Source organism: Amycolatopsis sp. NPDC004079, assembly GCF_040610415.1.
GTDB classification, from domain to species: domain Bacteria; phylum Actinomycetota; class Actinomycetes; order Mycobacteriales; family Pseudonocardiaceae; genus Amycolatopsis; species Amycolatopsis halotolerans.
Genome location: NZ_JBEXMH010000072.1, coordinates 14532 through 32865, shown reverse-complemented (window position 1 = coordinate 32865; position 18334 = coordinate 14532). Strand labels below are relative to the sequence as shown.

The window sequence follows — 18334 nt, the reverse complement described above, 5'->3', positions numbered from 1 at the left end:
GCCGTACGGCACCGCGATCAACCCGGCGATCGCGGCCCCGATCCCGGCGAGATAGCCGCCCGGCAGCTGACGGCGCTTGGGCTGCAGCCGCCAGGCGCTGCGCCGGTCGTCGGCGTGCAGCAGCTCCCGGACGTCCTTCCAGTGCAGGCAAGCGATCGCCGCGGTCCCCATGAACGGCAGCGACTCCAGGAAACTGTGGATGTGCTGTTCGATCGGCTTACCTCGCGGTCGCTCTCCACCGCCGTCTTGACGTCCCACAGCGCCGTCGCCTCGTGCGCGGCGATCGTGGCGGCCATGATCGTCAGCACGAGCGGGTTGATCTCGCAGAGCAGCGCGAGCGTGATCGGCAGCCCGACCTCGGCCATCATCAGCAGGTGGATCAGCGATTCCCGGACTCCGGCGGTGTCCTCGATCCGGGTGCGGCGGTGCTGCCACCAGTCGAGCAGCCCGGGCACGAGCCACGCCGGGAGGATGCCGTAGAGCAAGTACCGCAGTGTGGCGGTTTCCGTGTCGGACGCGCGTTCCGGGATGCGCAGCCGCGACCGGCTCACGACAGCCTTCCGCAGCGTTTTCAGCGGAGTCTTCATGCCGCGGGCTCCAGCAGCACCTTTTGGGCGCCGTCCAGCTTCTTCTGGAACATCTCATACGCCCGCGGCGCCTCGGAGAGCGGGAGTTTGTGCGTCGCGAAGCCTTCGACGCCAAGGGGATCGCCGTCCGCGGTGAGCACCGGCAGGATGTCGTCGATCCACCGGCGCACGTTCGCCTGCCCGCTGTGCAGCCGGATCTGCTTGTCGAACAGGTCCATCATCGGGATCGGGTCGGCCATCCCGCCGTACACCCCGGACAGCGAGATCGTGCCGCCGCGCCGGACGCTGTCGATGGCCGCGTACAGCACGCTCAGCCGGTCGATCCCGGCCTTCTCGGTCACCTTGGCGCCGACCGCCTGCGGCAGTAGCGCGACCAGGTTGTGCGCGAGTTTCCCGAGCGGCGCGCCGTGCGCTTCCATGCCGACCGCGTCGATCACCGAATCCGCGCCGCGGCCGCCGGTGAGGTCGCGGATCGCGTCGCCGATCCGCCGGTGGTCGCGCAGATCCAGCGTCGTCGCCCCGTGTGCGCGGGCCCGGGCCAGTCGTTCGGCCACGAGATCGACGCCGATCACCTTGCCCGCGCCCTGATGCTGCGCGACCCGCGCGGCCATCTGGCCGATCGGGCCGAGCCCGAAGACCACGACGGAACCGCCGTCGGGAATGTCCGCGTACGCCACGGCTTGCCACGCCGTCGGGACCACATCGGACAGGTACACGAACCGTTCGTCCGGCGGGCCGTCGGGCACCTTGATCGGCCCGTACTGCGCTTGCGGGACGCGGAGGTACTCGGCCTGCCCGCCGGGCACCTGGCCGTAGAGCTTCGTGTAGCCGAGCAGCGCCGCGCCCTTGCCCTGGTCCTTGACCTGGGTGGTCTCGCACTGCGACTGCAGGCCGCGTTCGCACATCCAGCAGTGCCCGCAGGATATGTTGAACGGCACCACTACGCGGTCGCCCGGCTTCAGCGCGCTCACGCCGCTGCCGACTTCCTCGACGATCCCCATCGGCTCGTGGCCGAGGATGTCGCCCTCGGTCATGAACGGGCCGAGGACCTCGTACAGGTGCAGGTCCGAACCGCAGATGCCGGTGGAGGTCACCCGCACGACGGCGTCGGTCGGCTGCTCGATCTTCGGGTCCGGGACGTGCTCGACTCGCACGTCCCGCTTGCCGTGCCAGGTCACTGCTTTCATAGCGGCCGGATTCCCCTTGCCGGGACGGGCAAACGTCAGAGGCCGCGCAGGTCGGCGACGAAATCGTCGTAGGCGGCGCCGCGGTCGGGCGCGCGCAGCACGGCGGACGGGTGCACGGTGGCGACCGCCGAGGCGAACATCCCGGCGAACTCTTCCGGCGGATCCAGCTGCTCGCCGCGGTGCCGGGTGAGCCGGAAACTGCTGCCGTACACCGATTGCGCCGCCGTCGCGCCCAGCAACAGCACGAGCCGCGGCCGGACGGCCCGGAGTTCGGCGACCAGCCACGGCCGGCACGCGACGACCTCGGACCGCGCCGGTTTGTCGTGGATCCGGCGTTTGCCGCGGAGCTGGAACTTGAAGTGCTTGACCGCGTTGGTCAGATAGAGGCGATCGCGCTCCAGGCCCGCGTCGCGGAGCGCCCGGTCGAGCAGCCGCCCGGCGGGGCCGACGAAGGGTTCGCCGCGCCGGTCCTCCTGGTCGCCGGGCTGCTCGCCGAGGGCGAAGATGTCCGCTCGCCCGGGGCCCGCGCCGAAAACCGTGGCGGTGGCGTCGCGGTACAGCCCGCAGCCGCGGCAATCGCGGGCTGCTGCGCGGAGAGCGTCGAGGCTGGTGGTGTCCGGCGGCTCGGCTCCCGGTTCCTGATGCGAGACCACCGGAACCCGTTACCCGCAACGGGCCTCGCGCAAACACGATGGGCGCGACCGCGTCGGGCGGGTTAACGTCGAGGGCCATGAGCGACATCACCAGCCTGATCCTCGACGATCACGAGCGGTTCCGGCGGGCGTTCGCGGAGCTGGACGACCTCGCCGGCCCGGACGAGCTGGCGCGGGCGTGGGAGCCGCTCGCCGCGCTGCTGGACCTGCACGCGGCAGCCGAAGAAGCGGTCTTCTACCCCGAGCTGATCCAGCGCGGCGCCGACGCCGAGGACGAGACGCTCGACGCGGTCGGCGACCACAACGACATCCGGGACGCCGTCGCCGAAACGCGGCGGCACCCGGCGGGCAGCGCGGCCTGGCACGCCGCGGTCCGGCAAGCGCGCACCGCCAACAGCGAGCACATGGCCGAGGAGGAGGACGACGCGCTCGCAGACTTCCGCAAGCACGCCGATCCGGGCCTGCGCGAGGAACTCGGCCGGAAGTTCCTCGCGTTCAAGGCCGAGCACGAGGGCGACGTCGACACCGGGGACGTCGACCCGGAGCGCTACGTCGAGGAACAGGAACGCAAAGCCGGGAAAACCCCGCCGGACGACGGTTCGCTGGGCATCGGCGGCCTGAAGGGAGCACGATGAACCACCTGATGCGCGACCTCGCGCCGATCCCGGCCGACGGCTGGAACCAGATCGACGACGAGGCGCGGGAACGGCTGGCGACCCACCTCGCGGCCCGCAAGATGGTCGACGTCGAAGGCCCGCACGGCTGGACGCACTCGGCCACGCCACTCGGCCGGACCCGGCGGATCGATCCGCCGGAAGCCGCCCGCGAGACTCTGGCGCAGCAGCGCCGGGTGCTGCCGCTGGTGGAGGTGCGCGTGCCGTTCACCGTGGCGCGGAAGGAACTGGAGGACGCCGAGCGGGGTGCCGACGACCTGGAGTTCGACGATCTCGACCAGGCTGCTGCCCAGGTCGGCTTGGTGGAGAACCGCGCGGTCTTCCACGGCTGGCCGGATGCGGGGATCACCGGGATCGTCGAGGCGAGCCCGTACGACCACGGGACGCTGGGCACCGATCCGGAGCGGTATCCGCATGTGGTGGCCAATGCGGTGAATACGTTGCGGTGCAACGGGATTGAGGACCCGTACGCGCTGGCGATCAATCCTGAGGGGTACACCTCCATTGTGGAAAGCACCGAGCACGGCGGTCTTCTCGTGCTCGACCACCTTCGCCGGGCGCTGGGCGGTGGCCGGGTGAAGCGGACCCCGGGGCTGACCGGTGCGGCTGTGGTGAGCTTGGCTGGCGGGGATTTCGTCATGGAACTCGGCCAGGATCTCTCGGTGGGCTACCGCCACCACGATGCCGAGACGCTGACGCTGTACCTGGAGGAGAGCTTCAGCTTCCGGGTCACCGAACCGGACGCAGCACTCGTCCTCGACTGACCCAGGATTCCTCCGCCCCGCAGCCGGGTATCCGGCTCCCATGAGCAGTCGCGGAAAGATCCAAGTCAGCACCCGAGTGCGGCTCGACGACGCCGACGACCTCGCCGAGCACTACACGCCCGGCGTCGCCGAGCTGGCCAAGCGCGTCGCCGAGGATCCCTCGGTGCTGGCGCGCGAAACCGTGCGCAGCAATTCGGTCGCGATCGTTTCCGACGGTTCCGCGCTGCTCGGCCTCGGCGACCAAGGCCCGGCCGCCGCGCTGCCGGTGATGGAGGGCAAAGCCGCGCTGCTGAAGCGGTTCGCCGACGTCGACGCCTGGCCGATCTGCCCGGTCAGCCGCGAACCGGAGGACCTCGTGCGCACCGCCAAGGATCTGGCGATCTCCTTCGGCGCGATCAACCTGGAGGACATCGCCGCGCCCCGGTGCTTCACCGTGGAGCGGCAGTTGCACGACGAGCTGGACATCCCGGTTTTCCACGACGACCAGCACGGGACCGCGGTAGCCGTGCTGGCCGCTTTGGACAATGCGCTGAAGCTGACTGATCGCACGCCGGGGGAGACGTCGGTGGTGATCTCCGGCGCGGGGGCGGCCGGGTCCGCGATCGCCCGTCTCCTCTTGAAGGCGGATTTCCGTGCGGAGCGGATCGTGGTCTGCGACAGCAAAGGTGTGTTGCAGGGCGAACGCGACCTGACCGGCGAGAAGCAGTGGCTCGCGGAAAACACCAATCGCGGCGACGCCGTCCGGGGGAGCCTTCAAGACGCCTTGCGCGACGCGGACGTCTTCATCGGCGTGAGCGTCGGCGGGCTGCTCAAGGGCGACGACCTCGCCCGGATGGCCGACCGGGCGATCGTGTTCGCACTGGCCAATCCGGACCCGGAGGTCGACCCGGACGCCGCGCACGAGCACGCGGAGATCGTCGCGACCGGCCGCAGCGACCTGCCCAACCAGATCAACAACGTCCTCGTGTTCCCGGGGATGTTCCGCGGGCTGCTCGACTCGGGCGCGCCGAGGGTGACCGCGCGGATGCTGCTCGCGGCCTCGCACGCGCTGGCCGCGGCAGTCGGCGACGACCTCGACCTCGACCACCTCGTGCCCAGCGTCTTCGACGAGGGTTTGGTGCCCGCGATCGCCGAGGGCGTCGGCGGCGCGGCGGAAAACGACTGAAGGAGCGGGAAATGCGAAGCGCACAGTCCGGACGCAAGTACGAACTGAGCCTGAAGGCCCGGGTGCCGCAGCTGGCGAGCAAGGGGATCACACAGGAATCTCCCGCCGAGCGGACGCTGGAGACCGTCTATTACGACACCAAGGACTTCCGGTTGACCAGAGCCGGGATCGCGCTGCGAAGAAGCAGCGACACCGGATGGTCCCTGCGATTGCCCGGCCAAGAGCTGCGGTTTCCGCTCGACGACGACCCGAAGACACCCGTTCCGATCGCGACGCTGCTCCGCGCGTACACGCTGGACCGCAAGCTGCGCCCGGTCGCACAGCTGCGGACCGACCGGTTCACGCACCGGTTGGCCGACGCGTCCGGCCGGACGCTGGCGACCCTGGCGGACGACCACGTCACCGGAGAGTTCCTTGGGGGACAGGCACTTCGCCTGGACCGCTGGCGCGAGCTCGACGTCGAGTTCGCGCCGGAGTCCGGGCCGGAGCTGCTCGACCGCCTCGATCGCACCTTGCGCAAGCGCGGGGCGGAGGACGCCTGGTGGCCGTCGAAACTGGAGCGGCTGATCGGGGACACCGCTGAAGGCAAGCGTGGCTCGAACGAGGTCCTGCCCGCGTACCTGAGCGAGCAATTCGAGCGATTGCGTCGCGCTGACTTGGGCTTCCGCGTCGGGGAAGACGATTCAGTGCACCAGCTCCGGGTCGCGGCGCGGAAGTTGCGAAGCGGGCTCCAGACGTTCAAATCCTTGGTGGGCAAGAAGAAAGCCGAAGCGGTCGCGGCGGAGCTGAAATGGCTGGGAGGCGAACTCGCCCCCGCGCGCGACGTCGAGGTAAGCCAAGCTCGCCTCGAAGCCTGTCTCGACGAGGTCCCGCCGGAGCTGCTTTTCGGGCCGCTGCGGCAATATCTGACCCGCGAGTACGCTCGAAACTCGCAAACGGAGCTGGCCCGCGCGATGGACGCGTTGTCCGGCAAGCGATACGCGACTCTGTTGCGGTCGATCGCCGCGCTGCTCGACACGATCCCGCACGTGGGCAAGAAGGCGTTGCGGAAGCCCATGCGCAAAACCGCGCGCAAGCTGTATCGAGCCACTGCGGCGACCGAGGGGCTCAGCGGCGCCGAACTGGAGAAGGCGCTGCACAACGTCCGGAAGAAGGCCAAGCGCGCCCGTTACGCCGCCGACGCCGTCCGGCCGGTGTTCGGCAAGAAGTTGCGCACCTGGCGCAAGAACGTCAAGGCAGTGCAAGGCACGCTCGGGAAGCATCAGGACACCGTGGTGGACCGCGAAGCATTGCGGCACTTCGCGATCGACGGCTTCAGCGAGAACCAGAACACGTTCGCCTTCGGTCTCCTCTACGGCCGTGACGAGGCCGCGGCGCGCGGGTTGCGGGACAGGTTCGCCGAGGAGTGGCGCACGGTGCGGAAAGGCAAGCGGCCGGCCTGGCTGAAGGCCTGAGGTCCATTGAGGACAGCAGAAACGCCGGCGGTGTCTCGGCACCACCGGCGTCCCCGCGGCAACGGAAGTCCAGTGCGCGGAGCGGGTTCCGCGCTGCGATCTTGCTACCCCGTCGCCGGGAGGTCTAAACCTTTCCCCGATCCGGTTTCGCCGGGGCCGGATCGGGGAACCCTGCCGGAAATGGGATCACAACTGACCGCGACGTGGGTATCGGCGATCGGGAGCGCGGGCTCGCTGCTGGGCTTCGCCTCGTATGTGTGGATCATGCTGCTCAACCGGAAGGACCAGGCGGAAGTCCGGCAGGAGCAGCAGGCCCAATCGGTCTCCGCGTGGCTCGACGAAGGCGTCCGGCATGAGCGTGAAGAGGACTACGTCGTGTGCGCGCACAACAGCGGCGACGCACCGGTGTTCGACTGCTCGCTGGAGGTCTGCCGTCCGGACGAGGAGGAGCCGCACCGCGCCCGGTTCGCGATCATCCCGCCCGGCGCGACCGCCGTCCGCGCGCTGCCCTTCGGCGAGGACGCCATGCCGGTGGACGACCTGTACTCGGCGGCCGCCGTCCCTGGCCTCTCCTTCACCGATTCCCGCGGCGGCCACTGGACCCGCGACACCGCGGGCGTGCTCAGCCGCACCGACCGCCGTTCGCTGCGCGGGCGCTGGCGGTCCGGACGCTGATCGCTCTCGGGCGTGGCGCCCGTGATCGCGCACCTCCCGTCCGGCGATCAGCACGCCGTTCTCGCCGCGCTGCGGGGCTACCTCGCCGAAGTCGCGCGGGCGCTCCGGACCGGCCTGGAATCCTGCGCCGTCGACCCGGGCCCGCCGCTTTCGGCGTGCGTAGGCCTCGACGGCCGCCTGCCGGGCTACCCCGGCCGCGATTTCGCGTTGCTGTGGGACGAGGTCCACGGATGGGCGATCGCGGTCGAAACGCATTCCGGCGAGGACTTCATCGTGCTCCGCTATCTCGGCGGCGGCACCGTCACGCCGCCGCCCGCGGAGCTCCTCGGGTTCGTCACCGCATTGCGCGAGGACGATCACCGCATCGGGCAGCTCGCGCCGCCCGCTCTCCGTTCCGTGGGCAGTTCCGCCGAACTCGACACTCTCCTGCGTCTGCGCGGTGTGACTTGAGCCCCCATTCGGGTGGCCGCCCGGTTGATCTTGCTCCCCGGCGGGTATCTCCCGGCCATGACGCTCCGGCCGCGTGGCGACCCGGGCGGGCGCGCGGATCCGCCGCCCGCTCGCCTTGCGACGCCGGGAACTGTCCACTAAGGATGATGAGCGTCGGCAACGCGATGCGCTCCATGGCACTACACGAGTCACGTTCCCCTCGGCTGTCAGGAGGATTTCCATGACCGCGGCGACCATGACCCGCACCCGGCGCGGCGACGACTACCGGCATTGCGCCGTGCTGTTCGAGGAGATCAGCCACCTCGCCGAGGACACCGACGAGCACTCCCGGCTGCGGCGCCGCCTCATCGAGGAACACCTGCCGCTGGCCGAGCACATCGCCCGCCGGTTCGCCCGCCGCGGCCAGCCGTCCGAAGACCTCCTGCAGGTGGCGCGCATCGGCCTGATCAACGCCGTCGACCGCTACGACCCGGCGCGGCGGACGGATTTCGTCGCGTTCGCCGTCCCGACGGTGATGGGCGAGGTCCGCCGGTACTTCCGCGACCACACCTGGTCGGTCCGGGTTCCGCGCCGGCTCAAGGAACTCCACCTGCGGATCGGCCAGACCGCCACGGAACTGGGCCAGCGCCTCGGCCGCGCGCCCACCGCGCGCGAACTCGCCGACCACCTGGACCTCGATCTCGACGAGGTCGCCGAAGCCCTGCACGCGGGGAACGCTTACCAGGCCGCGTCGATCGACTATCCGGCCCACGACGACACCGGCTCGACCGCGTTGGCCGACACTCTCGGCGAAGACGATCCTGAAATCGAGAAGCTCGAGGACCGGGAAACGCTCAAGCCCCTGTTGCGCGATCTGCCGGAGCGGGAGCGCGCGATCGTCGTCATGCGGTTTTTCTCGAATATGACGCAAAGCCAGATCGCGGAGCGGGTCGGGTTGTCGCAGATGCAGGTTTCGCGGTTGCTGGCCCGGACGTTGAGCACCCTTCGGGAGCAGCTCACCGAGGCGGCTGATCAGGCGTAGCCAACCGGATTCCAATGCAGGAGAACTATCCCACGACGTATTCGGTAGGCGTACAGCCGGTAAGGCTGCGGAAATCGTGATTCAGGTGGGATTGATCGGCGTAGCCGCAGCGGATCGCCAGCTCTGCCCACGACCGCGCCGCCGGGAGCTGGGCCACCGTGCGGTGCAGGCGGGCGATCCGTCCCGCGGTGCTGGGCGAGAGACCGACCTGCTCGCGGAAACGGACGGTCAGGTGCTGGCGCGTCCAGCCGACTTCGGCGGCCACGGCCTCGACCCTCGCCGGGCCGGACGTCAGCCGGTCCCAGGCGGCCCGCACCGGGCGGGCCAGGGCGGGGCCGGAGAGCACGCGGGGGAGCAGGAAGTCGTCGAGCAGGGCGAATCGCGTGCTCCAGCCGGGAGCGGCCGCCAGTTGTTCGGCGAGCAGGTCGGCGGCACGGCCGAGGAGGTCGGAGGCGGCGACGCTCGCGTTCGCCAGCAGGCGCAGCGGCACGCCGAACAACGCGTGCGCGGCAGGCGGGGTCAGCGCGACCGTGACTCCTCGAGCGGGCCCGGCTTGGGAGACGAGCAAGGGGCGGTCTCGCAAGCCCAGGACCGGCGACCGCGGCAGCGACCGGGCGGGCGCCTCGAAGTCCAGGATCATGGTGATCGCGCCCAGCGGCGTTACCCGCCAAGGCTGTTCGGCGGAACGGGGGAACTCGTGGCCCGCGTAGTCCAGGACGCCCGGAACTAGTGACTTCCCGAAGACATGCCGTCCGCGGGAGGTCGTGATCTCCTTGCGCGGGACGACGAGCGACCACTCTGCCATGCCGCCATCTTACTTTCGTCCAAGACCGCGCCGGGGCGCGCGAAATAGCGTTCCGGGCATGAAGAAGATCGGACAGTTCAAGAATCCCGAGGCACAGCAACGCTATTTCCCGGTGTACGAGCGGGCGCTGCGGGAATGCCCGCCGCCTGACGAGGTCTTCGACGTCGCCTGCAGGCACGGCTCCACCCGCGTCTATCGCTTCGGAGACGGCGAGCGCCCGATCGTGCTCCTCCCGGGCCTCATGTCGACCTCGGTGTGTTACGCGTCGCTGATTCCGGAGCTCGACGGCCCGGTCTACGCGGTCGACACTCTCGGCGAGGCCGGCCGAAGCGTGCAGACCAGGCCGTTTGCTGACATCCGCGACCGCGCACTCGGCTTCGACGACGTTCTGGCCGGGCTCGGGCTGCGCGACGTCTTCCTGGTCGGCGGGTCGACTGGCGGCTGGCACGCGGTCAACCAGGCCATCCACGCCCCGGACCGGCTCGCCGCACTGTGCTTGCTCGACCCGACGACCGTCAGCGCGAAGTTCTCGGCGGCCGCTCAATGGCGCGCGCTGAAAGCGATTGTGCTGGACCGCGACCGCGGCTGGCGGCGTTTCGTGGCCTGGTCGGCGGGCGAGGACGTGTTTGACCAACCCGCCGCGCGGACGGTCGTCGCCGGGATCCGGGACTACCGTGCCCGGGTCCCGCTCCAGTCCTGCCCTCGTGCGGCCGAACTCCGCGCGATCCGGATGCCGGTGCTGGCGCTGTTCGGCGGACGCAGCGTCGTCCACGATCCGGTTGCCGCGGCCGCGAACCTCCGCGGCCTCGTCCCGCACGCGACGGTGGAGGTCCTGCCCGACGCCGGGCATTACCTCTATCTCCGGCCCGAAGATCGGAAGCGGATCGCTGAGCTGATCAACGCGGCGCGCGTTCCGGGCGGCAGCCAGCCGCCCGGAACGCGGTCCGTCAGCTGACGCGCGGAACCTCCTTCACCGGCTGGGAAACACGCACGTCGTCGTCGAACAGGTCGCTCTGGCGGATCGCCAGCGTGCAGACGACACTGATCACGGTCGTCGCCGCGAGGTAGATCAGGATGCCGGTCGTCCCGGTCTTCCCGGCGAGGTAGGCGAGGACCAGCGGGGTGAGTCCCGAAGCCACGACGCCGGAAAGCTGGTAGACGACCGAGATCCCGGTGCACCGCCGCGAAATCGGGAACAGTTCGGCATAGAACGCCGCTTGCGGGCCGTACATCACCGGGTAGCTGATGCCCAGCACCGCAATCAACGAGAGCGTGATCAGCACGGGATTGCCGCTGTGCAGTGCCGCCAGTGCGGGGATCGCCAGCACCAGCGTCGTCACGGCTCCGGTCGTGAAGGTCCGCCGCCGGCCTAAGCGGTCCGACACCCTGCCGAACACCGGGATGAACACCACCATCACCGCGGCCGCGATCATCACGCCGACCAGCAGCGGCTGCCGGTCCAGTTTCAGCGTTCCGCTGCCGTAGGAGATCACGAAGACCGCCCACGCGTTGAACGCCACGCCCTCGGTGAAGCGGCTGCCCATGCCCAGCAACAGGTGTCGCCGGGAGAGCCGGTCGCGGACCAGTTCGACGGCCGGGACGGTGGCGGTGCCCTCCTCGGCCGCCATGGTGCGGAAGGCGGGGGTTTCCATGACTTTGACCCGGATCAGCAGGCCCGCCAGGACCAGCACGGCGGACAGCAGGAAGCCGATTCGCCACCCCCACGCGAGAAACGCCGCGTCGCTGGTGATCGCGTTGAGCAGGGCCAGTACGCCGGTGCCCAGCGTGAGCCCGATGGCCAGCCCGATTTGCGGGAAACTGCCGTAGAGGCCGCGTTTCCCGGCGGGGGCGTATTCGGTGGCCATCAGCACCGCGCCGCCCCATTCGCCGCCGACGGCGACGCCTTGGGCCAGCCGCAGGACGACGAGGATGATCGGCGCGGCCGGTCCGATCATCTGATAGTCGGGCAGCAGGCCGATGAGACAGGTCGCGGTGCCCATGATGAGCATGGTCGCGACGAGGATCTTCTTGCGCCCGATCCGGTCGCCGAGGTGGCCGAAGACGAAGCCGCCGACCGGACGGGCGAGGAAGCCGAGCGCGAAGGTCGCGAAGGCCAGCACTGTGCCGACCAGGGGATCGGAGCCGGGGAAATACAGTTTGTTGAAGACGAGTCCCGCGGCGGTGCCGTACAGGAAGAAGTCGTACCACTCGACGGTCGTGCCGAACACGCTGGACGCGACCACCAGGCGGACGTCGGTGCTCTTCTCCGGAGTTGTCGCCATTGATAACTCCCGGTGGTCAGAGCGAACGGCGGAAGATGTCTTCGAGCGCGGCCCGGGTGACCGGCCGGGGCACGACCGCCAGCTGACGGGTCTGCTTGAGCGTGCCGTCGACGAGGGTGTCGATGTCCTCGTCGCCGTAACCGAACGCGTGCAGTCCCCTCGGCATCTGGATGTCGGCCATCAGCTCGGTGAGCACGTGCGGGAGGGCGTCGGCGCCGTCCGTGGTGGTGAACGTCTGCCCGCCGGACAGCAGGTGCGCGGCGTGCAGATGCCGTTCCGGCGACGCGGGATAGGTCCAGCGGAACACCTCGGCGGCGGTCGCGGACACGGCCTGGCCGTGCGGGACCATCGGCATTTCCGGGTAGCCCGCGGCGCGGTACTGCTTCACCGCCCCGGCGATCGGGTAGGCGTTGGCGTGCGGCAGGTGCGTGCCCGCGTTGCCGAAACCGGTTCCGGCGTAGGTGGACGCGAGCGCCATCTGGGTGCGCGCGGTCAGGTCGCGTCCATTGAGGACAGCGGCGCGCAAGTGCTTGCCCACCAAGGTCAACGCCATCTCGCACCAGACGTCGCTGATCGGGTTGGAGCCGCAGAAAGCCGGTCGCTTCATCGGTTCTTCCGGCGCGGGCTTCGCGTCGAACGCGACGCTGGTGTAGCTCTCCAGCGCGTGCGACAGGACGTCCATGCCACTGGCGGCGGTCACCTCCGAGGGCAGGCTGATCGTCGTGCGCGGGTCGACGACCGCCAGCGACGGGCGCAGCGACGGGTGGCTCGCCCCGGCCTTGAGGTGCAGGCCGAGCAGGTCGACGACGCAGATCGTGGTCGATTCGGAACCGGTGCCCGCGGTGGTCGGGACGGCGATCAGCGGCTTCAGCGGCAGCCAAGGGGCCTTGCCCGCGCCGATGGGCGGCGTCACGAAGTCGAGCAGCTCGCCGGGGTGTGTGGTCAGCAGGTTGACGGCCTTGGCGGTGTCGATCGCCGAGCCGCCGCCGATCGCGACGAAACAGTCCCATTCCTGCTGCCGGGCGTAGGCGACCGCCTCGTCGATGCTGGCGTCGGTCGGTTCGACGCCGACGCCGTCGAAGATCTCGCTCTTCACCCCGGCCGCGCGGATCGAGTCGAGCGCCCGATCCGGGATGCCGGTGCCGCGGACGCCGGGGTCGGTGAGGATCAGGCACGACTTGGCCTGCCGGGCGGCCACCTCCGCGCCCAGCTCGTCGAGCGCGCCGGCACCGAACTTCAGCGGGGGCGCTGCCCAGGTGAACACGCTTTCGTTGCGGGGCATGTCGGTCAAGGAGACCACTCCTCACGTCGATATTGACAACATGTGGAAGCTATATCCACTATGTGGCGAGCCTTCACGGTAGCCCGAGGACCGCGGCGCTGTGAACCCCCGATTTCCCAGGAGACGCCCATGCCGGCCCGAGTCCGTACGCATTCGGCACTGCAGGAAGCACTCGCGCGGGCGGTGTCCGGCGAAGTCGCCGGCGACCCGGCCACGCTCGCCACCCACTCCACCGACGCGTCGAACTACCGGCACATCCCGCTGCTCGTCGTGCGGCCGCGCAGTGCCGATGACGTGGTCGCCGCGCTGAAGGTGTGCGCGGAGCACGGCGCGCCGGTCCTCCCGCGCGGCGCGGCGACGAGCATCGGCGGGCAGGCCGCGAACCGCGCGGTGATCCTGGACTTCACCCGGCATCTCAACCGCGTGCTCGACATCGATGCCGCCGCCCGCACCGCGCGCGTCGAACCCGGTCTCGTGCTCGACCGGCTGCGCGAACGGGCCGCCGAACACGGGCTCACCTTCGGCCCGGACCCGTCGACGCACAGCCGCTGCACGATCGGCGGCATGATCGGCAACAACGCCTGCGGTTCGCATTCCGTGGCGTGGGGCAAGACAGTCGACAACGTCCGCGCGCTGGACATCGCCCTCCTCGACGGAACCCGCCTCGAGGTCGGCCCGACCTCACCGGCGGACCTGGAGGAGTTCTGCGCCCGCGAGGATTCGGTCGGCGCGCTGTACCGCGGCCTGCGAGACCTGCGCGACGAATACCTGGCCGACATCCGCCTCGGCTACCCGAAACTGCCCCGGCGGGTCTCCGGATACAACCTCGAATACCTGTTGCCGGAGAACGGTTTCGACGTCGCCAAGGCCCTGGTCGGCTCCGAGGGGACCTGCGCGACCATGCTGAGCGCGGTAGTCGACCTGGCCCCGATCCCGGCGACGCGCGCCCTCGCCGTGCTGGGCTTCGAGAACAGCGTCGCCGCCGCCGACGCGGTCCCTTCGCTGCTCGACCTTCCGGTGCTCACCATGGAAGGCATCGAAGCCGGTCTCGTCGCCGCATTGGATGCCCGGAAACCCGGCGACCGCAGCACCCTGCCGGACGGAACCGCGTGGCTGTACCTGGAAACCGGCGGCGACGACGCGGCGGAGGCGGTGGCTGTCGCCCACCAGGTCGCCGCCCGCGCCCCGCAGGTCGGCGCCACCGCTTTGGTCGTGGAAGCTCCTGCTGAGCAACGGAAACTCTGGCGCATCCGGGAGGAAGGCGCAGGTCTCGCGACGCGGCTGGCCGACGGATCCGAGGCGTGGTCGGGCTGGGAAGACTCCGCGGTCCCGCCGGACCGGCTCGGCGCGTACCTGCGCGAATTCGACCTGCTGCTGGACAAACACGGCCGGAAAGGCGTGGTCTACGGCCACTTCGGCGACGGTTGTCTCCACGTGCGGATCGATTTCCCGATGGCCGCGCCGGAAGCGAAGGAAGCCTACCGGTCGTTCATGGTCGAGGCCGCGGAACTGGTCGTGTCCCACGGCGGTTCCCTCTCGGGCGAACACGGCGACGGCCAAGCCCGGGCCGAACTGTTGCCGCTGATGTTCTCGCCACGGCTCATGCGGGCCTTCGCCGACTTCAAAGCGTCCTTCGACCCGGCGAACGGCATGAACCCCGGCCGAGTCGTCGACCCCGCGCCGCTGGACGCGGACCTGCGCACGGTCATCGCCCCGCCAGTCTTGCCGACCCGCGCCCGCCTCGCCCTGCACGCCGACGGCGGCGACCTGGCCGCGGCGTCGCGTCGATGCGTGGGCGTGGGCAAATGCGTGTCCGAGTCCGGCGGGATGATGTGCCCGAGCTACCGCGCCACCGGCAAGGAGGAACACTCGACCCGCGGCCGGGCGCGCCTGCTGTTCGAAATGCTCGCCGGAGACGTCATCGAGGACGGCTGGCGTTCCCCCGAGGTCCGGGACGCTCTCGACCTCTGCCTCGGCTGCAAAGCCTGCAAGTCTGATTGCCCCGTCGGCGTCGACATGGCTTCTTACCGGACCGAATTCCTCAGCCGCCACTACGAACGCCGGATTCGCCCGATGTCGCACTACACGATGGGCGCGCTGCCGCGATGGCTCCGGCTGGGCGCTCCTTTCGCCCGCGCGATCAACGCCGTTGCCGGGGGTCCGCTCCGGCCGGTACTGAACCGCCTGGGCGGAATCGCCGCCGAACGCGAACTGCCGCAGCTAGCTGCGCCGACTTTTGCTTCGTGGTTCCGCCGCCGGGAACGAGTGACGTCGTCGTCGAAGGTCGTCCTGTGGCCGGACACCTTCACGAACTTCTTCGACCCGCAAGTCGGCCGGGACGCGGTCGCCGTGCTGGAGGCGCTGGGGCACGAGGTGGTCATCCCGGAGCGGACTGTCTGCTGTGGACTGACCTGGCACAGCACCGGCCAGCTGAACACGGCACGCCGGGTCCTGCGCCGGTCGCTGGACGCGCTCGACCCGTGGCTTCAGGAGGGGATTCCGGTGATCGGCCTGGAGCCCAGCTGCACGGCGACCCTGCGGGAGGACGGTGCCGAGCTGCTGCCGGAGGATTCGCGGACTGCCCTGCTGAAGCGGAGTGTGCGGACGTTCGCTGAGCATCTGGGGGAGAGGGAGCTGCCTGCTCTGGAGAAATCCTCGGCGCCGGTGCTTACTCAGGTTCATTGTCACCAGCACGCGGATCTCGGTTATGACGCTGATTCGCAGCTGCTCGGCCGGTTGTCGTCGCAGACGCAGGTGTTGCGGGAGGGGTGTTGCGGGTTGGCGGGGAACTTCGGGTTTCAGCGGGGGCATTACGACGTTTCCGTCGCTGTCGCGGAGCACCAGCTGATGCCTGCGTTGCGAGCGGCGTCGGAGGACACGGTGGTGCACGCGGACGGGTTCAGCTGCCGGACGCAGATTCGGCAGTTGTCTGACCGCGAGCCCGCACATCTCGCTTCGCTGACCGCGCGCGCGTTGGGGCTCAGCAGCGAGTGAGGCGTGTTCCGTGAAGGGCTCCTTGAGGGAATCTGATTCCCTCAAGGAGCCCTTCACTGACACCTGACCTAGCGAGTGAGGCGGTCCGGCGGCAGGAACGGCGCGATTTCCTTCGCCGCCTCGACCGCGAGCGCCCCCAGCTCCGGAACCCGATCCTCCGGCAACCGCACAGTAGGCACCTGGATCACCACAGCCGCCCGCGCAAGACCGCGTTCGTCCAGGACTCCAGCCCCGACACACCGCACCCCGGCGACGTTCTCCTCGTTGTCGATGCTGTACCCGCGAGAGCGCGTCTCGGTCAGCTCCAGCGCGAGGGCGTCCCGGGTGGCGAGCGTGTGCGACGTCAGTGCGGGCAACTGATCCGGGAGGCCCGCGAGATAGGACTCCGCGTCAAGAGAGTTGGCGAGCATCGCCTTGCCGGAAGCTGTGGTGTACAACGGAAAACGCGCGCCGGGATGTTGCTCGAACCGCAACGGGAGCGTCGACTGCGCGCGCAGCAGCACCACCGACTCGGCGCCCTCGCGGATCGTGATGTTGACCGATTCGCCGGTGTCCGCGTTGATCCGCTGGATGACCGGCAGCGCCAGCTGCAGCCCGTGCACGCGCTGGGCGGCCTGGCCGAGCAGGATGGCGCCGGGGCCGAGGTGGTAGCTGTCGGTGCGGGGGTTGTGCGCGACGAGCCCGTCGGAGCTCAGCGCGCGAACGACCCGGTGCGTCGTGCCCGGCGTGAGGTCCAGTTTGCGGGCGATCGCGGACAGCGTGAGCTCCCCGTCCTCGTCCATGAGGAGCCGCAGGATGCCGAGCGCCCGGCGGATGGCCTGCGTTCCGGCTGGCGGCTGTGCTCCGGTCTGGTTCACCTGGGTTCCGTGTTCTTGCGCTGTCGGGTCAGGCCAGATTAACGCCTGCCGGGCCCGGCGCGGCGCGGCGCACCCGATCCGCGCGCCCGCCGGTCCCCGGCCCGTATCATCGGGAACCGTACGGTCCGCTAACGATGGGCAGGGGAAACGATGTCTGGTCCGTTGGCGCCGGGCGGGATCGGGGAGCACACGAGCTGTCTCCTGGTCAAGCTCGGCCAGGTCGTGTTCCGCCTCGCCGAGGACCGGCTGCACGAGCTGGGCCTGCGGGTCCGCCACTACAGCGTGCTGCGGGCGCTGGCCGACAACGGGCCGATGTCGCAGCTGTCGCTGGGCTCGTACCTGCGGATCGACCCGGCGACCATGGTCAGCAGCCTGGACGACCTGGAGTCGCTCGGGCTCGCCGCGCGCGCCCGCGACCCCGAGGACCGGCGGCGCTACGTCGTCGACCTCAGCGACGCGGGGCGGGAGACGCTGCGCAAGGCCGACACGCTGCTGGCCGACCTCGACCAGCACGTGCTCAGCGACCTTCCGCAGCGCTCCCACGATTCCCTGCACAAGCTGCTCGCCAAGATGAACGAGGGCGCCGTGCTGCCGGGGGAGTTCGACCGGATGCGGGATCAGGCCGGGTCGACGAAGATGTCCAGCGCGAGTTCGCCGTCGCCGCGCTGATAGCCGGACAGGTCGGTGACGCCTTCGGCGGCGAGCACCTCGTCGTCGATGAAGAGGTTCCCGGTGCACTCGCGGGACGGCCGGGTGAGGATCGCGTACGCGGCGTCGGCCACGATTGACGGCGTACGCGCTTGGCTCTCGCCGCCGATGATGTTGCGCACCGCGGCGGTGTCGATCAGGGTGCGCGGCCACAGCGAATTCGCCGCGATCCCGTCCGCTTTCAGCTCCTCGGCGAGGCCGACCGTGCAGAGGCTCATCCCGTATTTGGAGAGCGTGTAGCCCAGGTGCGCGCCGATCCACCCGGGGGAGAGGTTCAGCGGCGGCGACAGCGTCAGGATGTGCGCGTTCGCGGCCTTGCGCAGGTGCGGGATCGCCGCCTTGCTGAGCAAGAACGTGCCTCGCGTGTTGATGTCCTGCATGAGGTCGTAGCGCTTCATCGAGAGCGCTTCGGTGCCGGACCGGTCGAGCGCGCTCGCGTTGTTCACGACGATATCGATGCCGCCGAACTGCGCCGCCGCCGCTTCGGCCGCGGCGAGGACGTCGTCCTCCGATCGCACGTCGCCGACGATCGGCAGCGCCTGGCCGCCGGCGGTTTCGATCTCCTTCGCCGCGGTGTAGACGGTGCCCTCGAGCTTCGGATGCGGTTCGGCGGTCTTCGCCAGCAGGACGACGTTCGCCCCGTCGCGCGCCGCGCGGGTCGCGATGGCCAGGCCGATGCCGCGGCTGCCGCCGGACATCAGGACGGTCTTTCCGGCGAGAGTCATGGCCGGGGTCCTTTCGGGTGGGCGGGCGTCATGAGCGCAACATACCATTAG

At 69.9% G+C, this 18334-nt stretch carries 18 protein-coding genes; 10 read left to right on the top strand and 8 right to left on the bottom strand.

The genetic code is table 11. The features are described from left to right. Nucleotides 1–17: 17 nt before the first annotated feature. Genes ABZX37_RS41995 through ABZX37_RS41985 form a run of 3 tightly spaced genes read right to left on the bottom strand, consistent with a single transcriptional unit; the run spans nucleotide 18 to nucleotide 2427 of the window. Entirely contained in the window at nucleotides 18–587 is a 570-nt protein-coding gene (locus ABZX37_RS41995; RefSeq protein WP_354749402.1) for a hypothetical protein, read from the bottom strand. Further along, nucleotides 584–1774 (bottom strand): zinc-dependent alcohol dehydrogenase, encoded by a 1191-nt coding sequence (locus ABZX37_RS41990; protein WP_354749400.1) that lies wholly within the window; start codon nucleotides 1772–1774, stop codon nucleotides 584–586. The genes ABZX37_RS41995 and ABZX37_RS41990 overlap by 4 nt, the downstream gene beginning before the upstream one ends. Before the next feature lie 35 nt (nucleotides 1775–1809). Next, on the bottom strand, nucleotides 1810–2427 hold the full coding sequence (locus ABZX37_RS41985; RefSeq protein ID WP_354749398.1) for a UdgX family uracil-DNA binding protein: 618 nt from the start codon (nucleotides 2425–2427) through the stop codon (nucleotides 1810–1812). Nucleotides 2428–2504: 77 nt separating this feature from the next. Between ABZX37_RS41985 and ABZX37_RS41980 the strand changes: the two genes are divergently transcribed. The 7 genes from ABZX37_RS41980 to ABZX37_RS41950 all read left to right on the top strand — a co-directional run bounded on the left by ABZX37_RS41980 (nucleotide 2505) and on the right by ABZX37_RS41950 (nucleotide 8630). Next, nucleotides 2505–3062: a hemerythrin domain-containing protein gene (locus ABZX37_RS41980; protein WP_354749396.1), complete on the top strand. Its 558-nt coding sequence runs from the start codon at nucleotides 2505–2507 to the stop codon at nucleotides 3060–3062. After that, complete coding sequence (locus tag ABZX37_RS41975) at nucleotides 3059–3865, top strand: family 1 encapsulin nanocompartment shell protein (protein ID WP_354749394.1); 807 nt, start codon at nucleotides 3059–3061, stop codon at nucleotides 3863–3865. The genes ABZX37_RS41980 and ABZX37_RS41975 overlap by 4 nt, the downstream gene beginning before the upstream one ends. Nucleotides 3866–3905: 40 nt before the next feature. After that, the gene (locus tag ABZX37_RS41970) at nucleotides 3906–5030 is read left to right on the top strand and encodes a malic enzyme-like NAD(P)-binding protein (protein ID WP_354749392.1); all 1125 of its coding nucleotides are present in this window, start codon (nucleotides 3906–3908) and stop codon (nucleotides 5028–5030) included. A gap of 11 nt (nucleotides 5031–5041) precedes the next feature. Then, nucleotides 5042–6484, top strand: a complete 1443-nt coding sequence (locus ABZX37_RS41965) for a CYTH and CHAD domain-containing protein (protein ID WP_354749390.1) — start codon at nucleotides 5042–5044, stop codon at nucleotides 6482–6484. Nucleotides 6485–6664: 180 nt separating this feature from the next. Then, complete coding sequence (locus ABZX37_RS41960; protein ID WP_354749388.1) at nucleotides 6665–7159, top strand: hypothetical protein; 495 nt, start codon at nucleotides 6665–6667, stop codon at nucleotides 7157–7159. A gap of 12 nt (nucleotides 7160–7171) precedes the next feature. Then, nucleotides 7172–7609: a DUF6292 family protein gene (locus tag ABZX37_RS41955; protein ID WP_354749386.1), complete on the top strand. Its 438-nt coding sequence runs from the start codon at nucleotides 7172–7174 to the stop codon at nucleotides 7607–7609. Nucleotides 7610–7829: 220 nt separating this feature from the next. Continuing rightward, the gene (locus tag ABZX37_RS41950) at nucleotides 7830–8630 is read left to right on the top strand and encodes a SigB/SigF/SigG family RNA polymerase sigma factor (protein ID WP_354749384.1); all 801 of its coding nucleotides are present in this window, start codon (nucleotides 7830–7832) and stop codon (nucleotides 8628–8630) included. Nucleotides 8631–8655: 25 nt separating this feature from the next. On the opposite strand, the gene ABZX37_RS41945 is transcribed toward ABZX37_RS41950, so the two are convergent. Further along, the gene (locus ABZX37_RS41945; protein WP_354749382.1) at nucleotides 8656–9435 is read right to left on the bottom strand and encodes an AraC family transcriptional regulator; all 780 of its coding nucleotides are present in this window, start codon (nucleotides 9433–9435) and stop codon (nucleotides 8656–8658) included. 58 nt (nucleotides 9436–9493) lie between these two features. Here ABZX37_RS41945 and ABZX37_RS41940 point away from each other — a divergent pair, with 58 nt between their 5' ends. Then, a complete protein-coding gene (locus tag ABZX37_RS41940) occupies nucleotides 9494–10390 on the top strand; it encodes an alpha/beta hydrolase (RefSeq protein WP_354749380.1) in 897 nt (298 codons plus the stop codon). Here ABZX37_RS41940 and ABZX37_RS41935 read toward each other — a convergent pair. Next, nucleotides 10383–11717 (bottom strand): MFS transporter, encoded by a 1335-nt coding sequence (locus tag ABZX37_RS41935; protein WP_354749378.1) that lies wholly within the window; start codon nucleotides 11715–11717, stop codon nucleotides 10383–10385. The genes ABZX37_RS41940 and ABZX37_RS41935 overlap by 8 nt on opposite strands. Nucleotides 11718–11733: 16 nt before the next feature. Then, nucleotides 11734–12999 carry a hydroxyacid-oxoacid transhydrogenase gene (locus ABZX37_RS41930; RefSeq protein WP_354749416.1) on the bottom strand — a complete coding sequence of 422 codons (1266 nt, stop codon included), beginning with the start codon at nucleotides 12997–12999 and terminating at the stop codon, nucleotides 11734–11736. A gap of 129 nt (nucleotides 13000–13128) precedes the next feature. Between ABZX37_RS41930 and ABZX37_RS41925 the strand changes: the two genes are divergently transcribed. After that, a complete protein-coding gene (locus tag ABZX37_RS41925) occupies nucleotides 13129–15993 on the top strand; it encodes an FAD-linked oxidase C-terminal domain-containing protein (RefSeq protein WP_354749376.1) in 2865 nt (954 codons plus the stop codon). A gap of 68 nt (nucleotides 15994–16061) precedes the next feature. On the opposite strand, the gene ABZX37_RS41920 is transcribed toward ABZX37_RS41925, so the two are convergent. Continuing rightward, on the bottom strand, nucleotides 16062–16850 hold the full coding sequence (locus tag ABZX37_RS41920; RefSeq protein ID WP_354749374.1) for an IclR family transcriptional regulator: 789 nt from the start codon (nucleotides 16848–16850) through the stop codon (nucleotides 16062–16064). A 150-nt stretch (nucleotides 16851–17000) separates the two neighbouring features. Here ABZX37_RS41920 and ABZX37_RS41915 point away from each other — a divergent pair, with 150 nt between their 5' ends. Further along, nucleotides 17001–17519 carry a MarR family winged helix-turn-helix transcriptional regulator gene (locus ABZX37_RS41915; RefSeq protein WP_354749372.1) on the top strand — a complete coding sequence of 173 codons (519 nt, stop codon included), beginning with the start codon at nucleotides 17001–17003 and terminating at the stop codon, nucleotides 17517–17519. Here the strand turns inward: ABZX37_RS41915 and ABZX37_RS41910 are convergent. Continuing rightward, nucleotides 17468–18283 (bottom strand): NAD(P)-dependent oxidoreductase, encoded by an 816-nt coding sequence (locus ABZX37_RS41910; RefSeq protein WP_354749370.1) that lies wholly within the window; start codon nucleotides 18281–18283, stop codon nucleotides 17468–17470. The genes ABZX37_RS41915 and ABZX37_RS41910 overlap by 52 nt on opposite strands. Between the last annotated feature and the right edge of the window lie 51 nt (nucleotides 18284–18334).

Excerpts from the sequence above, each read along its gene's own strand:
- ABZX37_RS41995 (WP_354749402.1), bottom strand. The coding sequence starts at position 587 with ATGAAGACTCCGCTGAAAACGCTGCGGAAGGCTGTCGTGAGCCGGTCG.
- ABZX37_RS41990 (WP_354749400.1), bottom strand. The coding sequence starts at position 1,774 with ATGAAAGCAGTGACCTGGCACGGCAAGCGGGACGTGCGAGTCGAGCAC.
- ABZX37_RS41980 (WP_354749396.1), top strand. The coding sequence starts at position 2,505 with ATGAGCGACATCACCAGCCTGATCCTCGACGATCACGAGCGGTTCCGG.
- ABZX37_RS41975 (WP_354749394.1), top strand. The coding sequence starts at position 3,059 with ATGAACCACCTGATGCGCGACCTCGCGCCGATCCCGGCCGACGGCTGG.
- ABZX37_RS41970 (WP_354749392.1), top strand. The coding sequence starts at position 3,906 with ATGAGCAGTCGCGGAAAGATCCAAGTCAGCACCCGAGTGCGGCTCGAC.
- ABZX37_RS41965 (WP_354749390.1), top strand. The coding sequence starts at position 5,042 with ATGCGAAGCGCACAGTCCGGACGCAAGTACGAACTGAGCCTGAAGGCC.
- ABZX37_RS41960 (WP_354749388.1), top strand. The coding sequence starts at position 6,665 with ATGGGATCACAACTGACCGCGACGTGGGTATCGGCGATCGGGAGCGCG.
- ABZX37_RS41950 (WP_354749384.1), top strand. The coding sequence starts at position 7,830 with ATGACCGCGGCGACCATGACCCGCACCCGGCGCGGCGACGACTACCGG.
- ABZX37_RS41945 (WP_354749382.1), bottom strand. The coding sequence starts at position 9,435 with ATGGCAGAGTGGTCGCTCGTCGTCCCGCGCAAGGAGATCACGACCTCC.
- ABZX37_RS41940 (WP_354749380.1), top strand. The coding sequence starts at position 9,494 with ATGAAGAAGATCGGACAGTTCAAGAATCCCGAGGCACAGCAACGCTAT.
- ABZX37_RS41935 (WP_354749378.1), bottom strand. The coding sequence starts at position 11,717 with ATGGCGACAACTCCGGAGAAGAGCACCGACGTCCGCCTGGTGGTCGCG.
- ABZX37_RS41930 (WP_354749416.1), bottom strand. The coding sequence starts at position 12,999 with ATGCCCCGCAACGAAAGCGTGTTCACCTGGGCAGCGCCCCCGCTGAAG.
- ABZX37_RS41925 (WP_354749376.1), top strand. The coding sequence starts at position 13,129 with ATGCCGGCCCGAGTCCGTACGCATTCGGCACTGCAGGAAGCACTCGCG.
- ABZX37_RS41915 (WP_354749372.1), top strand. The coding sequence starts at position 17,001 with ATGTCTGGTCCGTTGGCGCCGGGCGGGATCGGGGAGCACACGAGCTGT.
- ABZX37_RS41910 (WP_354749370.1), bottom strand. The coding sequence starts at position 18,283 with ATGACTCTCGCCGGAAAGACCGTCCTGATGTCCGGCGGCAGCCGCGGC.